The following is a 22,202-nucleotide window of genomic DNA, read 5'->3' as shown; positions in this document are numbered from 1 at the left end:
TTCGATTGATTCACCGGCGATTTTCAAGGAAACGAGGGGCTTCCCTCCATCAGCTTCACCACCTGCTCGAGTGTCCCCCTGGCGGTCACATCTTGTGGATTACTAGCGACATACGAGTTTAAGAGGTCATACGCCTCGGTGAGGAGTCCCACTTGGGCGGCGGGCGTCAGCGTCGCATCGAGTTGTGATTGAACCAGAAGTGTCGAGCCAAGCCCGAGTTTCACCCGATCGGTCATCTCCGGAATGGTCATCAGCCGTCTTAAGATAGAGATCGACGGCTCCCACTTGTGAGCCAACCCTAGAACAACGGCGAGTTCCAGTTCGGTCTTTGGATCATTTTGCAGCTCCAGGCCCCGCCGCAGGGCCCGTTCCGCCGTTTCCAGATCACCCGCCTTGCGGGCGGAGACGCCATAACTCAGCCAGAGACTCGGATCCCTTCCCTCTATGTCGGTCAGGCGTTTCATGACCGGCAGGACGTCGGCGTACCGCTTCTGGAACTGAAAGATATTGACCATCATCCGCAGGGCGACGGCATAGTCCGGACGCTGTTCAAGGGCGATCTCGCACTCCCGGGCTGCCTCCTCATACAACCCCTCCGCCGTCAGCGCTCCGGCCAGCAGCACCCGGAAACGGGGATTTCCGGGATACGTTTCGACACAGGTGCGATATTCCCGAATCGACTCCTGCATGTCTTCTTTATTGCGGAAGTATTTGGCGATCTCTTCATGGGCATACGCTTTGGGAAAAGAAGGAAAATCAGCAAGGACGGATCTGAAATGCTCGATTGACCGGTCCGCCTCGGCATGAACCCAGTACCAGGGCGCCGCGACAAAGATCGCCGTTACGATCAGGAGGGACGCTTTTCTGTTGAGCGTCGCGCCTCGCTCCCGCAGCCATGATCCCCAGGCAAGAAAGGCGAGCAGCGTGAAGAGGGAGGCCTGCGCCGCAAAGAGATCCCAATCCCGGGCGCCGCCCAATTTGCTGTCAATCAGAAAGATAAGCAGCAGGATGGTGACCCCTCCGACCGCGAGAAACCGCCGCTCAGGCCCCATCCAAAGGAGCCGCGGCTTTCTGAAAAGGATCGAAAGTATTAAGAGGCAAGGGACCGGCGTGAGGAGCAGCGCAAGGTTCATCAAATCCTTGAGATGATACATCGAGAAAAGGCCGTAGGGACCGCTCAATGGAACGAGCAGCGATTTGGTGTTATCGCTGTTGAGAACATCAAATTCAAAGTGAAACCGCTCATATCCCGAGAGGAGTAGAATAGCGATTCCGGCAAGGACCACGGCTGCGGGCGGCCCCAGAACCTTTAACAAACGCGCCCCCCTCCTTTCGCCTTTGTCCGGCGTCAGGGCGAGCAGGAGCAGCGTCGGCAGGAGAAAAATGGTCGTTGTATGAAAGGTCACCGCGAGGCCGAAGAGCAACCCGGCTCTCCATGCCGGCAACGCACCGCGCAAGCTCAAAATGGCGGCGCCGAGATAGAGCAGGATGAAGACCGTCTGAAAGGAGTAGGACTCCACATATCCGAAGAACATTTCCAGCGGCCCGGCAAAAACCAGCAGGGCAAAGAGAAGAATCCGCCCGGTGCCGCCGCGGACCAGTTTCACACTGACCCAGCGCGCCGCCAAAAGATAACAGATCCCCGCCACAACACTCGTCATGGCATAGATTGTAAAAGCGCTGACCGGCTTGCTCATTCCAATCAGACGCCACAGGGCGCCGTGAAGATAGTAATCCAGAAAATCGTAGGTCCGGAAGGGAACGCCGCGATCCACCAATTCGCCGATAAGATATCCGTCACCCAAGAAATAGGTTCTGACCCGGAAGAACCAGAAAATCAGCGTGCCCGCGATGATGAGAAGACCGGGAGCGAGCCCATGCTCCGCGAGAAAAACCCCGGCGCGTTCTTCGATAGAGGGGATTGAGCGGGATCGTGAAAAGAACCAGAGCAATAGAAGGGCCGCGGCGGTCCAGAGGGATTGAAACCAGAGCGGAGCAAAGGAAAGATGGTGGACACCCCAGACAAGGTTATGAGGAAGGAATCGGGCAATCCAGGGGAGCAGGATTAAAATTGTACAACCGTAAAGGACAAACCTCTCGGACGAAGAGTTCTCACTCCCGCCCGGTTCGCCGGATGAACCCGATGACGAGGCCCTGGGTTTGCCGGGCTTCGGCGCGCCGGCCGGTTGTCTTTTGCGGGACGGGCTCAACTCTTCACCTCTTTTTGCACTTCGCCCGCATGGAAGATGGCCCAGCGGGTCATAAGAGGTCCGATACTCTCATATATAATGACCGTCGCGAGAATAATCTGTTGAACGACCATTCCGAATTCAGGATAGGCCTGGACCGTCGCCCGCGCCAATCCTATCGCGACACCGGCCTGTGGAACCAACGCCAATCCGACGCATGATCGTACTTGCTGGGGCGCTCCCAGCGGCTTTGCGGCGAGATAGATCCCAAGGTATTTACCGACAACTCTGAAAATCAGGTAGGCGACACCCAGCAGGCCGAGTTGGGGCAAATACTCAATGTGCAAGGCTGCGCCCGATAAGACAAAGAAGGCGATATAGAAAGGTTGTTCGGCCTGGCGGAGCTCAATATAGACCAGCCGGTGCATTTGGGAAAAATTCGCGGTCACCGCGCCGGCAATCATCGCCGGTAGAAGGGGCGAGATCCCGATGGTGATGGCCGCTCCGGTCGAGACGAGCACACCGCCGATGATCGCCATCAGCATTTCAGGGAGATCGTCGATATGGTTTTCCCAGTAGGAGAGCCCGGCGCCCACCAATCCGCCGATAACGACGGCGCCGACGATCTCCTTGACCGGATTCAGCAGAGCGGGCAGCAGCGGCATTCCCTGGGAAATATGAACACCGGCGAAGGCCAGGCTGAAAAGAATAATGCAGATCAGATTGTTCAAGGCGACGATCGCGAGAAGGTAATCGGTGACCGGGCCCCGGCTGTTATATTCCCGAATGACGAGCAGGGTTGCGGCGGGGGCCGTCGCCACCGCGATGACGCCCAGCAATATGGCGAGGGGCAGGGATCCGCCGAGAATCAGGGTCGCGATGGAGACCAGCAGGAAGGCGCCGGCGCTCTCGGCCAAGGTGAGAAAGAGCAGCTTCCGGCCGATCAGCCTGAACTTGCTGAGATGAACGACACCGCCGATGGCAAAGAGAATGAGGCCGAGGGCGATATCATTGACCAAACGGACGCCGGCGAGACCATCCCGCGTAAGGATATTGAGGCCGGATGGTCCGATCACAAGTCCCATGAGGAGATATCCCGTAACCTGGGGCACATGGATCTTGCGGGCAAGCTTCCCGCCGATCGTTCCCATCAGGATCACGAGACCGATATAGAGCAGCTGGTTGAATCCGATACTGGACCCCGGGATGTGTCCCATCCCTATGTCTCCCCCATTCAAATGGTCGTGGCGTGTGAATCGACCCGTTCAGAAGTTTCTCATGAAATGGAAGGAAGGAAATATCAATTCTTCAATCAATCCAAGGCGGGAGCACCTTGACGCACGGCATCCTGCGGGACTAGGTTTCAGTCTGACCGGCTCAATCTAACCCAAAGTGACGAAAAATAATGGATTTTCATCAAACCGATAAACTAAAACTCACCCTCCCGACAGGAATCGTGGGATTCCTTCGGCGACCGGTCCTCTCCCCCAACACCCTGATTCTGATCCTGAGTCTCGTCATCGGGATCGCAACCGGCTTGGGGGCCGTTCTCTTCCGATTGATGATCACAGAGGTCGAGGCGATTCTCACCCCGATCTCACAGGCCCTCTCCGGATCGATTGGATGGCTGCCCCCCACCATCGGCCTCGTTCTGGCGGCGCTCGTCGTCGGGCCGATCATTCATTTCTTCTCGAGCGAGGCCAAGGGCCACGGGGTGCCCGAGGTCATGGCGGCGGTCGCCCTGGAGGGCGGCAGAATCCGCCGGCGTGTGGCTGTCGCCAAGATTATCGCCTCGGCGCTCTGCATCGGAAGCGGCGGTTCGGCGGGACGGGAAGGGCCGATTGTACAAATCGGATCGGCCATCGGCAGCGCCGTCGGACAATTTTCAAAGATGAGCAACCGGCGGATGCGGGTTCTGGTCGCCTGCGGAGCCGCGGGCGGCATTTCGGCGGTCTTCAACGCCCCCATCGCCGGGGTGATGTTCAGCGTCGAGATCATTTTGGGCGACTTCGCCATCGAGAGCCTGACACCGGTGGTTCTCTCTTCCGTCCTTGCATCGGTCACCACCGGATTCTTCATGGCCGGTAAGTCGGCCTTCCAAGTTCCACCGTATGAACTCGTCAGCGCCTATGAGATCCCGCTTTATATTCTGCTCGGTGTCGTGGGCGGAGCGATGTCGGTCTTTTACACCCGCGTGCTTTACCTGGTTGAAGACTTCTTCGACGGATTGAAGAAAATCCCGTTCTATTTCCGTCCGGCCCTCGGCGCTCTCGGATTAGGTCTTCTCGCGATCGCCTTTCCGCAGATTTTGGCGGATGGATACCACGGCATCTCCGACGCCCTGATGGGCCGGCTTCCCTGGACACTGCTTCTGCTCCTTCCCTTTATGAAAATCCTGGCAACCTCTTTAACATTAGGATCAGGAAACTCGGGCGGGGTTTTCGCACCGTCGCTCTTCATCGGAGCGATGGTCGGCGGCGCCTTCGGCGTCGGCGCCCACACCCTCTGGCCGGCGGTGACGGCGCATCCGGGCGCCTATGCCCTCGTTGGGATGGCGACCTTGGTGGCGGGCGCGACACACGCCCCCATCACCGCGATCCTCATCATCTTTGAGATGACAAACGACTACCGCATCATCCTGCCCCTCATGATCGCCGCGGCGATCAGCACTTTCATTTCGAGCCGGATCTTTAAGGAGTCGATTTATACACTTAAACTTTCGCGCCGCGGTATCAACATCCGTCAGGGGCGGGAGGTGAATGTCCTAACCTCTGTTAAAGTTCATGAAGTCATGGAACCGCCGCGTGCGTTGATCCCCTCGACCATGCCGCTGACCGAGGTTCTGGACAGGGTGACGCAGGCGCGCGGCTCCGTCTATCCCGTGGTCGACAAGAGCGAACGGCTCACCGGAGTCATCTCTCTTACCGATCTGCGGGAGGTTCTCCGCGAAAGCTGGGGTGAGCACACACGACTGCTCATCATCGCGCAGGATGTCGCGACGGTGGATCCGGTGACGATCACACCCGGTGAAAATCTCAACGATGCCATGAAGAAATTCGGCAAGTGGGATATGGCGGAGATTCCGGTCGTTGATCCGGATCACGACGGCCGTCTGGTGGGTATGGTCCGGCGGTCGGAAGTGATCAGCGCCTACAATCGGGCCCTGCTCAGCGAAGAACGGGGCAGTTAGCCCTTCCGGCGGTCATCGAGCGGCCCGGCCGAGCCGCCGCAAAAGAGCCAAGTTCCTCCGGTCCATCTCATCATCTTTCGGTGTCTCCAGCACCATCGGTATGTCGCGAAACCGGGGGTCTCTGAGAATTCTTGCAAAGGCTTTGCTGCCGACGAATCCCTTGCCGATATGCTCATGGCGATCGAGATGGCTGTTGAACTCTTGCTTTGAATCGTTGAGATGAAAGAGCCGCAGGCGCTCGATGCCGATCAGGCGGTCGAATTCCCCCATGACCTTCGCGTACCCTTCTTCATCACGATAATCGTAGCCGGCGGACAGCACATGGCAGGTGTCGAAACAGACGCCGAGGCGGTGGTTCTCTTTTACATTTTCTATAATCCGGGCGAGGTGCTCAAAGCGCCATCCGATACTCGACCCCATCCCCGCCGTTGTCTCTAAAAGAATCGTTGTCCGGCCGCCGGGCGCCCTCGCGAGCACTTCATCGAGGCTCTGCACGATGTTGCGAATCCCATGTTCCTCCCCCATCCCCCTGTGCGCGCCGGGGTGAAAGACAAGACGGGGAATATCCAGCGTTTCGCAACGCTCCACTTCGACCAGGAAGGCTGCGCGGGACCGCTTGAGCAGGGGCGGTTCCGGAGAGGCGAGATTGATGAGGTACGAATCATGCGCGGCCAGTTCGAGGCGCCCCAATTTCCTGCGGAGCTTGGCCGAGGCCTCCAGGAACCGTTCCACCTCCTCGGGGGTCAAGGGTTTCGCGGCCCATTGATTGCTGCTCTTGGTGAAGATCTGAATCGCATCACACCGGTATCGCGCGCCATCCGCTATGGCATTTGACAATCCGCCGGCGATCGACATGTGGGCGCCGAGCGGCGGCAAAGATTTGGCGGCCGGTAGGGCTTTAGACATGAAACTCCACGATATCCTTGTCGGCCAGAATGTGATCCCGCATGACGGCCTGCCCGTCATGTTTGGCTGAACCCCACACGCGGGCTTCTTTTAGTTGCTCGGCGAAGTCTTTGTGAATCTCCTTCGCCGCATCCATGATGGTGGATCCGGCGGGAAGAATATAGGGCGCGGATTTTATGAATTTATAACCCGGTTTTTTCGTATGAATCCGGATCATCCTCAGCGCTTTGTAAAACTTGCCGGGAATTGTTTCGACGACGTCATCATCGAGACAGGAAAACTTAATCACCTCAATCGGCTGCATCGATTCAGCCAGCGCCTTGGCTTTTTCATCCGTACCCGGCTCATCCGCCTTGCACCCGAAGATCATCGCCCGGCGGTGCACCCGTGCGTCGCGGCTCGGATCCAGCGTTTCTTGGCGGTGATCGACCAGTGTGATCAGCCGCTCATCCAAAAGATTGATAATCTCCCGCGCCTGCGCCACGGGATCGTCATCCGTCAGATCAACAGCGATGACGATGAGATCGGCGGTGCGGTAGAGATTAAAGATCCCCGGAGGAAGCGATTCCCTCGCCAGCGGCGGTGCATCAACCAGTTGGATTTGGATATCCTCAAAAGGAACCATTCCCGGCTGGGGCAGGACCGTGGTGAAGGGAAAATCGGCGATCGCCGGCTTGGCGCTCGTTAGAATATCGAGGATAGAGGATTTCCCGCTGTTGGGAGGGCCGGCCAGCACGACCTGCCCCACCCCTTCGGTGGGCACATGAAAGGGATCAACCCGTCCTCCGGCCTTCCCTCTCTGGTCCGCGGCTTCCTGAAATTTCGAGATGCGGCGCTTGAGATCCGCCTGCATCTTGTCTGTTCCCTTGTGTTTAGGGATGACGCGCAGCATCTCTCGGAGAATCGGCAGCTTTTCCTCGGGCGTCTTCGCCTCTTTCAGTAAACCGTCCAAGCGGATATATTCTGGCGTAAGATTGGCTGGCATAGACAATAAGAGTGAAACTGTGTCGGAAGAGTGTCAAGGGGGAGGTTTGGCAGGGAGGTATAGGATGGATAAACGCCGAATTCCACTGGTGCGTCTGCTGCGTTTGGATCGGGCCGTCCGATCCCACACCTACCCGAGCGCCCCCTCGCTGGCCAGGGATTTGAATGTTTCGATCCGGACGATTCAAAGGGATATCGAGTATCTGCGCGAGCAGGGTGGTCCGATCCGCTGGAACGCCTCCCGCCATGGCTATGAATATACCGATATGAAATATATCCCACCGCTGGAGGTCAAGATTACCGAGGGAGATCTGCTCGCTGTCTTGGCGGGAGATTGGACCCTCGACACGTATCGGGAGACACCCTATGAAGGCTTGCTGCAGCAGATTTTTTTGAAGCTGGGGCATGTTCTGCCCGATCCTATCGCGCTTAAGATGAAGGATCTTGTCGCCTCGCTCTCGCAGCCCGCCGTCACACCAATGACGACGCGCAAAGGCGGCGATAAGGTTCGCCGCAGGGGCGTTCCCCGAGCGCCCCTCCCTGACGCATCGGCTGAGAACCGGACAGAGAGACGGGGCGAGACACAGGCCGAAACAACGGGCGAGGCAACAAGCGAGGCGCCGGCCGTGGCGCCGGATGGGCCGACAACATTAAGATTGCGCTTCCTTCCCGACCTTTCACAAAAGATCAATTCGATGGACTGGCCACAGGGAGTTGAGCTGCAAAACAGAATGGACGGCGGATTGGACCTCGTCATCACAACATCGGAACCGGATGAAGTTCTCCTGTGGACGCTGCAATGGGGGCGCCGTGTCGAAATTATCTCCCCAGCCTGGGCAAGACGGCATCTGCTCCAAATGTTAAAGTGGATCCGGTCGCATCATCAAGGGGATGCCGACGAGGTGTGAGGAGCAGGAGGATTCTCCTGAAAAGAGAAAGTGGTTTAACAATATTAACGATACCCGATAGAAAAGCCCACCCCGGCGCCCTTGCCGGAAAAGGGGTTTAACGTTCCAGTCGAGTAATAGGCGCCTTCCAATTCAATGCCCCAGAGATTCAGACCCGAACCAAAGGCCAGGACCGGCCCGTCAATGCCGCCGAACGCAAGACCCATCCGCCCCTGAAAACGCCACCAGAGAGAACGGGCGAGGCCGAGCGAAAGGCGCGGTGTGGTGGTGGTCATCGGACCCTTCTGCAGACCCTGCTCGATATTCATCTCCAGATAGGCCCAGGCGGTGGGCCGCGCAATCCCCAATGTCAGCGATGGCGCCAGCGACCGGCTGAAATCCGGAGCCGGGCCATCCTCCGATGTATCGACGACGGCGTCGGAATCATCCTCGAAATCATTGAGGGTGACGCTGTCGGCATCGACCGTCTGGCGATACCACTTTGTCTCTTTAGTCCACTTGATCGATCCAAAGAGGTTGCGCAGCGCGAGACCGGCTTGCCAGCCGTCGTCACGTTTGGCGGCCACACCGAAATCAAAAGCGAAGCCGGAGCCGCCGAGGGATGTGAGTTCCTCGACAATGCCATGACCCTTCAGGGCATCGATTGTTGTGACCAGCTCACCGGAGGCTTCCGTCACCTCGGCATAGGCCCAGCCCTGCAAATACTTGAACGATCCCCCCGCGACGAGATCCCAGGTTTTATAACTTCCGATGGGACGCGCGTGGCTGATCCGGTATTCCGAATAGGCCAACCCTTCGCCCCCGGCGCCATCCAAATCAAAGGCCTCTTCCGGGGTGTTGCCGAAAAAGACCAATCTCGCGAATTCTTTCGGAACGCCCGCCTTGCCGCCGCCATGCGTCTCGGCGGTGACGGCCCAGGAACCCCAGGCGAGGCCGGGAATCATGACTTTTGTATCAGCTTGAATTTCGAAATTCGGTCCGGGGATCGAGGCGAGGATTTTCGCTTTGTCTTGGTCATCCCAGGTCTTGCCGTTCCAGCGTTTGTAGTCGCTGTAACTGAAGCTGTTATTCGTCGCCAGAAGGCGGATAGAGGCGATTTGAATGTGCAACTGACTCGACCAGGCCAGTGTCGCCGGATTCCAGGAGGGCGCTTCGGCGCCGCGGGCGGCCAGGCTATAAGCGCCGGCCATCCCCACCGCCTTCCCTTGCGCAAAAACGGAAGCAGGCATGACCATTAAAAGGCAACAAAGGAAAAGGCGCCGGCTCATGATTCCACCCTCATCCGCATGCTGAGGATCCCCTTCACTTCAACATAATCAGTGGCGGTGAACTCCACCGGTGTCAGACCGTCTCCTTTCAAGACAACCTCGATAAGACCCCAAACCTCATCCTTGGCGAAGAAAGCGATATCATTTTGATCCAGTTCAATCCGGAATGAAGAGATAACCGCTTCAATAACCCGCCCCGTACTGCTGTCAAATTGCCCCGAGTCAACTTCGATCGATTCGAGTTCGAGCCCGGGTTGAATTTCCAAAGCCTCTTCCTGATCGGCAAAAATAAAACGGGCCGTGATGCCCACCGGAAGATGGTTTTCCACGGTGCCTTCAATGACGGCTGCCGGGAGATCCTGTAGAATCCGATCCTGCTCCTCATCCGATAATGTAATACTGTAAGGGTCTGCCGTGTGCCGGACTTGTCCCACGATGACCCGCAGGGGAGCGACAAGGGTATATGACCCTTCCACCCAATCTTCGCGTGAAATCGTCGCGGATTCGCCCGGTTGCCCGACCAACAACGAGCCGCCGACCCGAAGGCGATCGGGACGGCTGCGGATGATTTCAAGCACATCGGAGTTGGTCTCATTGAGAACGAGTGTGCTCCGGCCCGGATTCGAAAGGTTTCCTGGAAGCACCGTCATCTCCAGGGGAAGGATCGCGAGTGTCGCGCCTGATAGATCCAATGCTTCGAGAACAAGATGGGTGGCGGCGGTCAAACCGACGCTACTCAAGATATCAATCATGAGATCGGCCTTCAGAAAATCGAGTTCCGCAATCCCCTCAGGCGGGTCGATCTCTGTCTCCGATGACTCTATCTCGATCTCGCGGTTGTCGGCGGAACCCCGTATCCACCGAAATGACACTGTGGTTTGATCAATCTCGGCAACGACCGCCTGCCGGCGGCCGAGCGAGGCGGACACTCCGTAACTCCCCATTGTCTCGATATCCAATTGATAATGGAGCGTATCACCGACCGCACCGGAGGCGCTGCCCCATATCGCACCCGCCAGATCAATCGTCACTTCGGCCGGGCCATCCGGCCCCGATTGCGACGAGGGCAATGCGATCCGTTGCGTGATATTGTCTCCCCGCTCATTCCAAAGCTCAGGGAATGTTAAATCGGCATAGGCCTGAAGGGGCAGTTCATTCTGAACCTGCAGATGAATCAAACCTTCTTGAATTTCACCTTCATCGATCCGGATATCGCCCGGCAGGGCGACTCCACCCGTAACGGCGGCATATTGAGGACCGACAGCGGCAATAACCGAGTCGGGCTCCAGGTCGTGAAACAAGAGGCTGATCCCGAGCGATTGCGCCGCTTCAACCCAGACCGGATCTCCCCCGCTGCCGGAGCTGCCGCCGCCGAATTCAATATCCAAACGATCCCGAAGATCAATGCCGGATAGATCAACCGACCAGGTGGCTGTTTGCGCCGGGGCCAAGCCGCCCACAAGGGAAACTTCGAAGGCCTTCTCTTCAACATCGCGATTCCAGAGAGAGAGGCTCAACGAGACCGGATCGCCGGAACCCCCGCCGACCGGAACGGCTAAATCATTCGTGATCTGTATATCGATCCTTCCCTGCGCAAGCCGTATCCACTCAAAAGTCTCTTGATCGGAAAGCTCGGTACGGACGGGCGAAAAGGTAAAGGGCTCAACGATGAGATGCGTCCCGCCGGGAGGCAGCGAAAGACCGGAGAGGTCCCCAAGCGTGTAATCGATCCGGATTTCTTCTGGCGGTTCAATGCCGATATCGCTGATGGTCGATGAGAAATGAGCCGGACTGAGCGTCAGGTCGAGCAGCGCCGCCGCTTCAAAACGATCCAGGCCGCCTTTCATTGAAAATTGCAGCGGCTCGACACCGGTGGAATCCCCACTGATATTCTCTTCTTCAAGAAGATCCAGCCCCGTCGCTCTCTCTGTGCCCAGAGGGATATAGATATTCGTTTCGAATGACGGTGCTTGAGGCTCCTCAAACGAACACCCGGCGGCAAGCAGACCCGGCAGCAGGGCGCAGGAGATCTTCAGGATTCGATTCAAAGGTCATCTCCTGTTGCAAGCGGTTCCGGGCGGCGCTACGTGTTCAAGTCGAATATCAGGATGGGTACAAATTAATTATCGTCCCCAGTCCGGGTTTCCTCGATTCCGGATCGACGATTAATAGATAAAGATCAAGGTATAATGAAACCCCGGAAGCCGCACGCATTCCGGGGGATATGACCCATGGCGATTGAAACCGGCCGGTGACTTCCCGGCCCCCGGCTACTCCTTGGCCTGAAGAGTTTTTATAATAAACATTGCGTTTCCGCCGAAGAGAATGAGCCCGGCCAGAAGAAGGACCATCAGACCGCGCCAGGGAACACCGGAGAAGCGAACCGAAACATCCCGATGGACCGTTTCACCGGCGCCGGCCGCCGTCAGCGAAACCAGACCGGCATCCCGGGGCTGCCAGGCGATGCGGCCGAAACTATCCGTCGTCCCCAATTCATTCTCCACCGAGACTTCGCTATTCGGGCGATAGAGGGCTTTGACAGTGGCGCCCGCGACCGGCGCCTCGTTCCATGTCACGGTGATGCTTGCCGGTTCGCCTTCCGCGGGAACTTCAGGATTTACGGCAAGCTCCAAGGCCTTCAGCGGGAGAACGCCGAGGAGGACAGCGGCGGCGGCAAGAGTAATGAAGGAACGCATCATGATTCCCCTCCCGGATAATCTTTCAACTCACCCGAGGATTCTTCGTTCTTATAACCCCGCATAAGAGTCAGCACCGCGGCCCCGCCCACACTAATTGTAATCCATGCAAAAAGAGCCAGGTGCGGGAGGATCTGCAGCCAACCCCAGGGCTTTGTGAAGTTGGCGCGGAAGGCTGATCCATAGAGCCCCTCCCGAATCTCATTGACGACGGAGGCCACGAGCACAAAGAGAATAAGAGCGGGAATGATAAACTTGATTAGAAAATCAAAACCCGATCCAAGGGTGTATCGGGAATTCATATTGATCGTTTGACGGATTTTCTTCACGCCGTAGATCCATCCAATGAGGAGGCATTCGATGAGGCCGACGATCAGCAGGCCGTGCGAAAAAGCCCAATGATCGATGAGATCGAGAAGTGTGAATCCAAGCGTTCCATCATCCTCCAAGCCTCTATTGATGACCTGCGGAAGAGCGAATGCGATGCTTCCCAGCCCGCCGAACACAAAAGCAGCGATAAGAAATCTCTTTCGGCTCGTCTGGAATTTGTCGACCATTGCGGAGATGAAAGCCTCAACGAGGGAAATACTCGAGGAGAGCCCCGCAAACAGCAGCAGCACGAAAAACATGATGCCGAAGAGTATCACCGACATATCGCCGCCCGGAAGTTTGCTGATACCGCTGGGGACGATGAAAAACATCATACTGATGGTCGACGCCTTGGGAATCATTGTTGTCGCGAAGAGGATCGTGAAGATCGCGATCCCTGCGATGTATTCAAATCCGCAATTCAGAAACGATGTGATCAATGCATTGTTTGTCTGATCCGATTTCTTTGGAAGGTATGAGGCATACGCCGTCATGATCCCGAACCCGAGGGAAAGCGTAAAAAAGATCTGGCTGAAAGCGCCCTGCCAGACATCTATATTTTTCATCACCTCCAGGTTCGGCGTAAAGAGCAGATAAAGCCCGTGAATCCCGTTGGGGAGGGTGATGCCGCGAATGATAAGAAAGATCATGAAAAGCCACATGAGCGGCACAAAGATTTTCACCGCGCTCTCAATCGTCGTGGCCCCGCGGCGGACAATCCAAACATTTAGGAACCACACAATGATAACAAAGATGACAGCGCTCCAATTGGACAGCATGCGAAAGAAGAAGGCGTACGGATTGGGGAGATCCCCGAGCGCCAGCCCAAAAGGGGGCACAGCGACACTGCTGTGCCATAGACTGCCGAAGGAGCCGACAAACATGCCCACCACCCAGGCAAGGATGGTAATATAGTACATTGTAATAAAGCTGGCGTTAATGATGCCGAACCATCCCAGGAACTCGCCCTTCCGCCCCAATGTCTGACGCAGCGCGACGGGAAAAGATCGCCCGGTATGGTGCCCCAGGCCGAACTCGAGGATCATGACCGGAATTCCGATGATAAGCAGCGCAAAGAAATAGGGGAGGTAAAAGGCGCCTCCCCCAAACTTGTAGGCATTCGCACTGAAGAAAACGATATTGCCAAGACCGATGGCTGATCCCGAGGCGGCGAGAATGAAACCGAGCTGGGATTTCCACTGACCGCGGGTGTTCTCCATAACGGAACCGTCCCCCCTTCCCATCATAGCGGATGCGTCATCTCAATTGACGCAAGTGCCGGTATTATGGAAAGGCAAATGATGTATGGCAAGGAGAATACGAAGCTGAATACAGGGCTAGATCCTCCGGTAAATCTGCCCTCCTTCCTGCTTAAATTCCTGCGCTTTCTCCTTCATCCCCGCATCCACGGCTTTTTCCAGATTATCAAACCCCTTCCCGCGGGCATATTCCCGGACATCCTTCGTAATCTTCATGGCGCAGAAACGGGGACCGCACATGGAGCAGAAATGGGCCGCCTTGTGCGGCTCCTCCGGCAGCGTGGCGTCGTGGTACGCGAGCGCCCGCTCTGGATCAAGTCCCAGGCTGAATTGATCATTCCATCTGAATTCGAACCGCGCCTTCGACATTGCATTATCCCGCACCTGCGCCGCCGGATGCCCCTTCGCCAGATCCGCGGCATGCGCCGCGATCTTGCACGCCACGATCCCTTCACGGACATCATTTTTATCGGGGAGGCCCAAGTGTTCCTTCGGCGTGACATAACAAAGCATGGCGCAGCCATACCAGCCGACCATTGCGGCCCCGATCGCCGAAGTGATGTGATCATATCCGGGGGCGACATCGGTCGTTATCGGCCCCAATGTGTAAAAGGGCGCCTCGTAACAATCGGCCAATTCCTTGTCGACGTTCTCCTTGATGAGATGCATCGGGATGTGTCCCGGCCCTTCGATCATCACCTGCACATCCTGCTTCCAGGCCTTCTGCGTCAATTCACCGAGCGTCGTGAGTTCGGCGAACTGCGCTTCATCGTTGGCGTCGGCGATCGATCCGGGCCTGAGACCATCCCCCAGCGAGACAGCGATATCATAGGCGGCCAGGATTTCGCAGATCTCATCGAATTTTGTATAAAGAAAACTCTCCTGATGATGGGCGAGACACCACTTGGCCATGACCGACCCGCCGCGCGACACGATTCCCGCGACACGATTCGCGGCCAGTGGGACATGCCTCAATCGGATCCCCGCATGAATCGTGAAATAATCAACGCCCTGCTCCGCTTGCTCGATAAGCGTGTCTCTGAAGAGTTCCCAGGTCAGTTCCTCGGGGCTGCCCACCTTCTCCAGCGCCTGATAAATCGGCACCGTGCCGACGGGCACCGGCGAATTACGGATAATCCATTCACGGGTCTCATGGATGTGAAGCCCGGTGGAAAGATCCATCACCGTATCGGTGCCCCAGCGGATCGACCAGAGCATCTTCTCCACCTCTTCCTCAATCGAAGACTTGACCGGGGAGTTCCCGATATTGGCATTCACTTTCACAAGAAAATTCCGGCCGATGATCATCGGCTCCGATTCCGGATGATTGATATTGCAGGGGATGATCGCACGGCCCGCGGCAACCTCCTGCCGCACGAATTCCGGTGTGATCTCCGTTGGAATCCCGGCGCCGAAATGGACGCCTTGATGGCGCCGCAGCAGCACCGTGTCTTTTACATCTTTAAGGCGCTGATTCTCGCGGATGGCGACGAATTCCATTTCGGGCGTCACAACCCCACGGCGCGCGTAATGCATTTGCGTCACCCGCAAACCCTTCGCGGCCCGCAGGGGCCGGTCCCTTTGCGGAAAAGCGACCTTCAACAATTCAGGATCGGCGGCTCTCGCCCGGGTATACGCCGACGAGAGCTCGGGCAATTCCACGACATCACCGCGCTCTCTGATCCATTCCTTTCGGATGGGAGCCAGCCCGCGCAAGAGATCAACGGCGATTCCCGGATCAGTATAGGCGCCGGTCGTGTCATAGATTGTGATGTTGGGATTTTTCACGACCCCATCCCGGGTCATCGTATCGGTCTGCCGGACTTCACGCATTGGAACCTGGAGATCGGGGCGGCTTCCGCTGATATAAATCTTGTGTGATTGCGGAAACGGTCGCGTGGCGGCGTCGATCAAGCGGGAGACATCCTCTTGAGACTTCTTTGACATTGGGCGCATGACAAATCCTCCAGTCAAGGGACCCAGGCTTGTCATCTGGTAGCGGGAGAGCGCTCGGAAGGCAGCTTTCCTACGCCGGCATAACCCGGATCAGGTTCAAAGGGTCTTTCTCAGCCCCAAGGGGGCACCCCTAGCATCTTTCTAAAATCTAATACAATAAGGACTCCCAGCACAAGCAAAGATTTGTTTACGCCGTCTGCTATCATTAATCGACATTTTACTTGGAATTAGTTCTGCTTTTCTCTGTATTAGCATGTTAGAATATGTGAATTAGAAAGATGAATTGACATAACCTTAGAAAAGGAGAGAGGTCATGGCGACGCAACCTCGTTTCCCCGAAGAGCCCGAACGGTTTTTTAATCCCAGCCCGGCCGAGTTAAAGGAGCTTGTGGCGGCGATGCCTAATGCGCGCTGGACCTCCTTCGGCAATCTCAATACAAAGATCAAGACCAAGGCGCGCAGCAAGGCGAGTACCTATATCGTTACCGACAACCCCGATCTTGCGACCGATCAATGCATCTCCAAAGAAGAGGGCAGACGCATCGCAGAACTCCAAGACCGGTATATCGAGAGCCAGGATATGATCATCGTGGATGGCTTCATAGGAAGCGACCCCTGGTTTCGAACACCGGTGCGTCTCTCCATTGAAAAGTCAAATGCCAACATCGCCGCGATGCAGCAGCAGCTTTATTACACCGATGACCCCGCCGTGGGACAGCCCGATTTCAAGCCGGAGCTCACGGTGATTTACACGCCGAATCTCAAGGCGGAGGGGTATCCAAACGACCGGATTATCACCGTCGATTTGGATGCCGGCGTCACACGGGTTCTCAATTCCGACTATTTTGGAGAGGCGAAAAAGGGCGGCCTCCGAATGTGGAATAAGATTGTCTATGATCGCGGCGGCCTTGCCCTTCATGCCGGATGCAAGATTATCCCGGTCGACGGGCGCTCCCGGGTCGGCCTCATCGTCGGCCTGTCGGGTACAGGAAAAACAACAACAACCTTCACACGCCAGAACGAATCCCAGCCGGTCCAGGATGATTTTGTGGCTCTGATGCCGAACGGCCGGATTTATACATCCGAAGACGGCTGCTTCGCCAAAACCTACGGCCTCGATCCGGAGCATGAGCCGGTTATCTATAAGGCCGTCACCGACGCCTCTTCCTATCTGGAGAATGTGTCGCAGGATGAAAACGGCAAAGTCGATTTTTTCGACGATACGTATACACAGAACGGCCGCGCGACCTTCAATCTCGACAAGATCGGGATGGCCGCTGATCCGAACACCATCGACCACGCCTCATTTCTGCTGCTCCTCAACCGCAATGATAATATCATCCCCGCCGTCGCCAGGCTGAAGGGAGCCCAAGCGGCCGCCTACTTTATGCTGGGTGAGACGCGCGGCACAAGCGCCGGCGGTGTCGAAGAGGCCGGCAAGAGCCTGCGCGTGCCGGGAACCAATCCCTTCTTCCCTCTCCGGCACGGTCTCCAGGGAAACCGGTTCCTTGAAATCCTCGAGCAGAGCCGGATGGAAGTCTATCTGATGAATACAGGCCGGATCGGCGGAAGCGACGGCGACCCGAGCAGCCGAAAGATCAAGATCCACCATTCCAGCGCCATTGTAAAAGCGATCGCCGAGGGCACGATCGAGTGGGAAAGAGATCCTGACTTCGGCTACGACATCGCCAAGCATGTACCGGGGATTGAAGCAGCCGATCAGAGCCTATTGAACCCATGGCACCTCTATGTGAAGGATGGCCGGCAGGAGGAGTACTTGAATCTGGTGGCGATCTTCAAGACGGATCGGGAAGCGCATCTCCGCAAATACCCGGCGCTGGATGAAGTGATTGTCCAGGCCGTCCGCGGCTGACGGCTGAAAAGCTCTCTTGCGAAGCGGGGGAGGCGGAAGCCTCTCCCGTTTCTTTGTGCGGAGCCATGTGCAAAGATAACAGCATGAGCAGCGATTCACGACAGAAGGCGCCCAAGGGCTTGCCGCTCCCCTACCGGCGGCGGCCGACCCGTGTGGTCCGCGTCGGACATCTCGCGATCGGCGGGCCTCATCCGATCCTCATCCAGTCGATGACAACATCCGACACGATGGATACCCAAGCGGTATGCGGCGAGATCGAGGGCCTCGTCTCGGCCGGCTGCCCCCTGGTTCGTCTCACTTGCCCCTCGATCCGCGAGGCCGACCATCTCGCTGTGATCAAAGCGGAGCTGCGCCGGCGCGGCCTTCAGGTGCCGCTTGTCGCCGATATTCATTTCACGCCCAATGCGGCCTTGCGGGCGGCCGAGCTGGTAGAGAAGGTCCGGATCAATCCCGGGAACTACGCCGATCGAAAGAAGAACGCCGTCCGCGAATATTCCGACGCGCAATACCGGGAGGAACTCGAGCGGATACAGGCGCGGTTCAAACCGCTCGTCCTGAAATGCAAGGAGCATGGCGCCGCGCTGCGGATCGGCACCAATCACGGATCGCTCTCCGACAGAATCATGAACCGTTACGGCGACACTCCGCTGGGCATGGTGGAGTCCGCGCTGGAATTCGTACGGATCTGCAGAAATTATGACTTTCACAATATTGTACTCTCACTGAAATCCTCCGTCACCTCGGTCGTCATTGAGGCGCACCGCCTCCTCATCGCGCAGATGGATGCAGAGAAGATGGACTATCCGATCCACCTCGGCATCACCGAGGCCGGATCCGGCTGGCCGGCGCGGCTGAAGAGCGCCGTCGGCATCGGGGGGCTGCTGTCGGAAGGGATCGGCGATACGATCCGTGTCAGCTTGACAGAGCCCTCGGTAAATGAAATCGCCGCCTGCCGGGAGATCCTCGCTGGTGTCGCGCGGGTCGAACCCGCATTCGCAGCCTTCATTCCCGCAGGAATGATGAAGACGGATGGTCCCCCGCCCGGCCCTCCGGCCGGCGCCGGCGGGCCCTGCGGCGATGCGCCGGTATCAAAACCGGTCACGCTGCCTGCGCCCCGCATTGTCGAGCGGATTGAACTCGGCACGCTGCCTCTCGGCGGACCGGCGCCGGTGCCGAGGGTCCACTATGCCGCCGCCGCCGCGGTTAACGAGCCGGACCGGCTTCTACGCGAATTGAAGCACCTGCTGCACGACCCAAACGATGATCCACCTGAGGCCTTCTGGATTCACGGCCCCCTGAATGAACGAGCGCCTGAACTTGTACAATATCTAATGTCCAAGCTCAGCGAGGCCGGCATGCGTCAAACCCCTCTAATCTATCGCGGCTTCTACAATGACGCGGTGGATCCACAAATCCTTTTTAATCTTGCCGCTATGGTCGGGGGCATCTCCCTCATTCCGGAGCTCAACAATGGTCTTGACGAAGGGAACCGGCTCCCTGTTGAAACCGTCTGCGCATCGATCGGAGACGGCTGCCCTCTCTTCTGGGAAATACCCGATCCGCGGACCGCTGTGTCCGTCTGCCGCCGGGTCTTAAAGGCCGGACTCTCCCGAACGGCCCTTGTCATTATCAGGCAGGATCTCCGGCACCGGGTTTGGCAGACGGTGGGCGCCCTTGCCGATGCCGGACTGTCCGCCAATGTTGCGCTTATCCTCAGGCTTTGCGGGGATCCGATAGAACAAGCCCTGTCGGCGGGACCGGCCTTGCTGGAATCGGGCGGCGAAGCGCTCCTGGCCGGTCCGGCGTCCGGAAAGGCGAACGAACCCAACCCCATCTCCATCGCCTTCGGCATTTTACAATCGGTCCGCCGGCGCCTGACGCGGGCCGAATTCATCTCCTGCCCTTCATGCGGGCGCACCCTTTTCAATCTGGAGACAACCACCGAGCGGATCCGCCGGAGAACCGGGCATCTGAAAGGTGTCAAAATTGCCGTGATGGGCTGCATTGTCAATGGGCCGGGTGAAATGGCCGATGCTGATTTCGGCTATGTCGGATCGGGTGTCGGTAAGATTGATCTATACCGGGGCAAGATCAGGGTGGAGCGGAACCTGGCGCCGGATGAGGCGGATGAGGCGCTGGTGGCATTGATCAAAGCGGACGGGCGGTGGGTCGATACGGCGGATTAAGCCCCTCTTTCCAAGCGCGGCACCCTTCGACGAATCCCACGAAAATCTTTTGCGCCGCCGGCGCTTCCATCATCTCTTCGGGATGAAACTGAACGGCGACCAGAAAGCGGTTTGGATTCTCATCTTCCAATCCCTCTACAATACCATCGGGCGCCCAGGCCACCGCGCGAAGACCCGCTCCAATCTTATCGATCGCCTGGTGATGCAGGGAGTTCACCGACACTTGATCCTGCTCCATGAGAGCGGCCAGCCGCGACTCCGGATCAATCCGTACGGAATGGGCAAGTGTCCGGCGGGAGTACCCTTTGAGGTACCCATGATCCAGAACTTCCGGCCCTCGGCGGCGGAGATCTTGTATCAGCGTGCCCCCTCGGAAGGTATTGACGGTCTGGATACCGAGACAAATCGCCAGCACCGGCAGGCCCGTCCCATCGGCCCAGCGCAGTAAATCCCACTCCAACGCCTCCCGATCAGGATCCGGCGTTTCTTGAGGATCAACCGGCTCCTGATGGTAGCGCCCCGCAGCCAAATCGGATCCGCCGGGCAGCAACAACCCGCTGAGGAAAGGAGCGAAGAGCGCCGTTTCATCCGGCCGCCCCGGCAAAATGGGAACCGGAATCGCGCCGGACCCCCTCAGAGCATGAATGTACGAACAATTGATACCAAACCGCGGGCCGTGCTCAGCCAGAGAAGAAAGATCCGTCATAAGGGAAACACCCACCATAGGACGCTGTTTAAGCGGGATCTGCTGCATGCCGATGATTCCCCTGGGAGAGGTCCTTTTGGGAGGCCTCACCCTATAAGATATCTTTTTCCCAAATTGATTTTACTGGGGTTGAAAGTTTCAGCCCCCTGACCTTACCATTATCAAGTGGTGAGGGCCAGGACCCCGACCTTTGATTGGGGATCCTGGCCCATCCCACTTAATAGCAATATGTTACGCCATTTTCACCTTGTCCCTTTCCATTACTGGGGGCCGCCTGGCGGCCGGGTGAGGCACAGGCTTCCAAACCTGGGGAGGTTTACCATGGTAAGAATTCGGATTCCAGCGGACCGCGTTCACGAGAACCTCGGTCGCTATATGCTCGTGGACGGAATGGATATTGTTCTTGATCTCGAGAAAAGTAAGGGCGCCATGGTGCATGATGCCAGATCCGGGCGGGACTTCGTTGATTTCTTCTCGTTCTTTGCGTCCCAGCCTATCGGGATGAATCATCCCCGAATGTGCAACCAGGAGACGATTGAATATCTCGGCCGCGCCGCCTTACACAAACCGAGCAACTCCGATGTCTATACGGTGGAGATGGCTGAATATGTCGAGACCTTCGGCCGCGTGGCGGTCCCAAAATCGTTCAAGCATCTCTTCTTTATCGAGGGCGGCGGTCTCGCGGTCGAAAACGCGCTGAAGACGGCCTTTGATTGGAAGTATCATAAGAATAAGGCGAAGGGGATCGACAAAGAGGGATCGAAGATCATCCACTTCCGCCATTGCTTCCATGGCCGGACCGGATACACAATGAGTCTCACCGACTCATTCGATCTCCGTAAAACCGCCCACTTCCCAAAATTCGACTGGCCCCGGATCACAACGCCCTGGATCACCTTCCCCCTGGAAGGCGAAAATCTGAAAGCGGTGGAAGCGGCTGAAACACAGGCCATCGCTGAGATTCATCAGGCGTTGCAGGCGAGCCCCCATGAGATCGCCGGACTCATCATTGAGCCGATTCAGGGCGAGGGGGGCGACAATCATTTCCGCGGTGAGTTCTTTGAAGCGCTCCGCAAGATTTGCGACGAGAACGAAATCCTTCTCATTTTTGATGAAGTCCAATCGGGCTTGGGTTTGACCGGCAAGATGTGGGCGTTCCAGCACTTTAACATCACGCCTGATATTGTCTGCTTCGGCAAGAAGACGCAGGTCTGCGGCATCATGGTTACCGGCCGAATCGATGATGTCGACAACGTCTTCAAAGTCTCCAGCCGTTTGAACTCCACTTGGGGCGGCAACTTTGTGGATATGATCCGCAGCCGGCTACATCTGGAGATCATCGAGGAAGAGAAGCTCGTCGATCGGGCCCGCACATCCGGCGAAATCCTTCTCGGCAGGTTTCAGAAACTGCAGGCGGAACTGGGCGGCGGTATTGAAAACGCCCGGGGCCGGGGCCTGATGTGCGCCTTCAGCGTAAGCGACGGATTTTCGCGGAAAGAAATGCTGGCAAAGATCTATGAGAATGGTGTCATCGCCCTTCCGTGCGGCCGGCGTTCGATTCGGGTCCGGCCCTCCCTCGACATCTCGAGAGAGGTTCTGGAGGCGGGCATCGACAAGATCGAGGCGGCGATCAAGACGGTCGTCGCCGCCGGAAAGGCCTGATTCTCAGATAGAAAGTGTGTTCTATCCGGGGTGGGATCTCCCACCCCGGT

At 57.3% G+C, this 22,202-nt stretch carries 15 protein-coding genes and 1 riboswitch; of the genes, 5 read left to right on the top strand and 10 right to left on the bottom strand.

Going from position 1 to position 22,202, the window contains the following annotated elements; translation table 11 throughout:
• Nucleotides 1–23 precede the first annotated feature (23 nt).
• Together KJ970_08470 and KJ970_08465 are read right to left on the bottom strand one after the other, a co-directional pair.
• Complete coding sequence (locus KJ970_08470; protein MBU2690949.1) at nucleotides 24–2,210, bottom strand: tetratricopeptide repeat protein; 2,187 nt, start codon at nucleotides 2,208–2,210, stop codon at nucleotides 24–26.
• Nucleotides 2,207–3,406 carry a cation:proton antiporter gene (locus KJ970_08465; protein ID MBU2690948.1) on the bottom strand — a complete coding sequence of 400 codons (1,200 nt, stop codon included), beginning with the start codon at nucleotides 3,404–3,406 and terminating at the stop codon, nucleotides 2,207–2,209. The genes KJ970_08470 and KJ970_08465 overlap by 4 nt, the downstream gene beginning before the upstream one ends.
• Nucleotides 3,407–3,594: 188 nt before the next feature.
• On the opposite strand from KJ970_08465, the gene KJ970_08460 reads away from it, so the two are divergent.
• The gene (locus KJ970_08460; GenBank protein MBU2690947.1) at nucleotides 3,595–5,379 is read left to right on the top strand and encodes a chloride channel protein; all 1,785 of its coding nucleotides are present in this window, start codon (nucleotides 3,595–3,597) and stop codon (nucleotides 5,377–5,379) included.
• A gap of 12 nt (nucleotides 5,380–5,391) precedes the next feature.
• On the opposite strand, the gene KJ970_08455 is transcribed toward KJ970_08460, so the two are convergent.
• On the bottom strand, nucleotides 5,392–6,255 hold the full coding sequence (locus KJ970_08455; protein ID MBU2690946.1) for a deoxyribonuclease IV: 864 nt from the start codon (nucleotides 6,253–6,255) through the stop codon (nucleotides 5,392–5,394).
• 22 nt (nucleotides 6,256–6,277) lie between these two features.
• Nucleotides 6,278–7,270, bottom strand: a complete 993-nt coding sequence (locus tag KJ970_08450; GenBank protein ID MBU2690945.1) for a 50S ribosome-binding GTPase — start codon at nucleotides 7,268–7,270, stop codon at nucleotides 6,278–6,280.
• Between the two features lie 64 nt (nucleotides 7,271–7,334).
• On the opposite strand from KJ970_08450, the gene KJ970_08445 reads away from it, so the two are divergent.
• Entirely contained in the window at nucleotides 7,335–8,177 is an 843-nt protein-coding gene (locus KJ970_08445; GenBank protein ID MBU2690944.1) for a WYL domain-containing protein, read from the top strand.
• Nucleotides 8,178–8,221: 44 nt separating this feature from the next.
• On the opposite strand, the gene KJ970_08440 is transcribed toward KJ970_08445, so the two are convergent.
• The 5 genes from KJ970_08440 to thiC form a co-directional block, all read right to left on the bottom strand.
• The gene (locus tag KJ970_08440) at nucleotides 8,222–9,445 is read right to left on the bottom strand and encodes a hypothetical protein (GenBank protein ID MBU2690943.1); all 1,224 of its coding nucleotides are present in this window, start codon (nucleotides 9,443–9,445) and stop codon (nucleotides 8,222–8,224) included.
• Nucleotides 9,442–11,493 carry a hypothetical protein gene (locus KJ970_08435; GenBank protein ID MBU2690942.1) on the bottom strand — a complete coding sequence of 684 codons (2,052 nt, stop codon included), beginning with the start codon at nucleotides 11,491–11,493 and terminating at the stop codon, nucleotides 9,442–9,444. Before KJ970_08435 ends, KJ970_08440 begins: the two co-directional genes overlap by 4 nt.
• A 222-nt stretch (nucleotides 11,494–11,715) precedes the next feature.
• Entirely contained in the window at nucleotides 11,716–12,144 is a 429-nt protein-coding gene (locus tag KJ970_08430; protein MBU2690941.1) for a hypothetical protein, read from the bottom strand.
• Nucleotides 12,141–13,730: a sodium-dependent transporter gene (locus tag KJ970_08425; GenBank protein MBU2690940.1), complete on the bottom strand. Its 1,590-nt coding sequence runs from the start codon at nucleotides 13,728–13,730 to the stop codon at nucleotides 12,141–12,143. The genes KJ970_08430 and KJ970_08425 overlap by 4 nt, the downstream gene beginning before the upstream one ends.
• A 117-nt stretch (nucleotides 13,731–13,847) precedes the next feature.
• Nucleotides 13,848–15,725 (bottom strand): phosphomethylpyrimidine synthase ThiC, encoded by a 1,878-nt coding sequence (gene thiC / locus KJ970_08420; protein ID MBU2690939.1) that lies wholly within the window; start codon nucleotides 15,723–15,725, stop codon nucleotides 13,848–13,850.
• Between the two features lie 50 nt (nucleotides 15,726–15,775).
• Nucleotides 15,776–15,867, bottom strand: a riboswitch (TPP riboswitch).
• Between the two features lie 171 nt (nucleotides 15,868–16,038).
• On the opposite strand from thiC, the gene KJ970_08415 reads away from it, so the two are divergent.
• On the top strand, nucleotides 16,039–17,598 hold the full coding sequence (locus KJ970_08415) for a phosphoenolpyruvate carboxykinase (protein MBU2690938.1): 1,560 nt from the start codon (nucleotides 16,039–16,041) through the stop codon (nucleotides 17,596–17,598).
• 83 nt (nucleotides 17,599–17,681) lie between these two features.
• On the top strand, nucleotides 17,682–19,784 hold the full coding sequence (gene ispG, locus KJ970_08410) for a (E)-4-hydroxy-3-methylbut-2-enyl-diphosphate synthase (protein MBU2690937.1): 2,103 nt from the start codon (nucleotides 17,682–17,684) through the stop codon (nucleotides 19,782–19,784).
• Here ispG and KJ970_08405 read toward each other — a convergent pair.
• Nucleotides 19,747–20,538 carry a gamma-glutamyl-gamma-aminobutyrate hydrolase family protein gene (locus tag KJ970_08405; GenBank protein ID MBU2690936.1) on the bottom strand — a complete coding sequence of 264 codons (792 nt, stop codon included), beginning with the start codon at nucleotides 20,536–20,538 and terminating at the stop codon, nucleotides 19,747–19,749. The two genes, ispG and KJ970_08405, sit on opposite strands and share 38 nt — an antisense overlap.
• A gap of 288 nt (nucleotides 20,539–20,826) precedes the next feature.
• Here KJ970_08405 and lat point away from each other — a divergent pair, with 288 nt between their 5' ends.
• On the top strand, nucleotides 20,827–22,152 hold the full coding sequence (gene lat, locus KJ970_08400) for an L-lysine 6-transaminase (protein ID MBU2690935.1): 1,326 nt from the start codon (nucleotides 20,827–20,829) through the stop codon (nucleotides 22,150–22,152).
• Nucleotides 22,153–22,202: the final 50 nt, after the last annotated feature.

The organism is Candidatus Eisenbacteria bacterium, assembly GCA_018831195.1.
Lineage (GTDB): Bacteria > Eisenbacteria > RBG-16-71-46 > CAIMUX01 > JAHJDP01 > JAHJDP01.
Note: the sequence above shows the minus strand (reverse complement) of the source record. Positions and strands in the feature narration are given on the sequence as shown.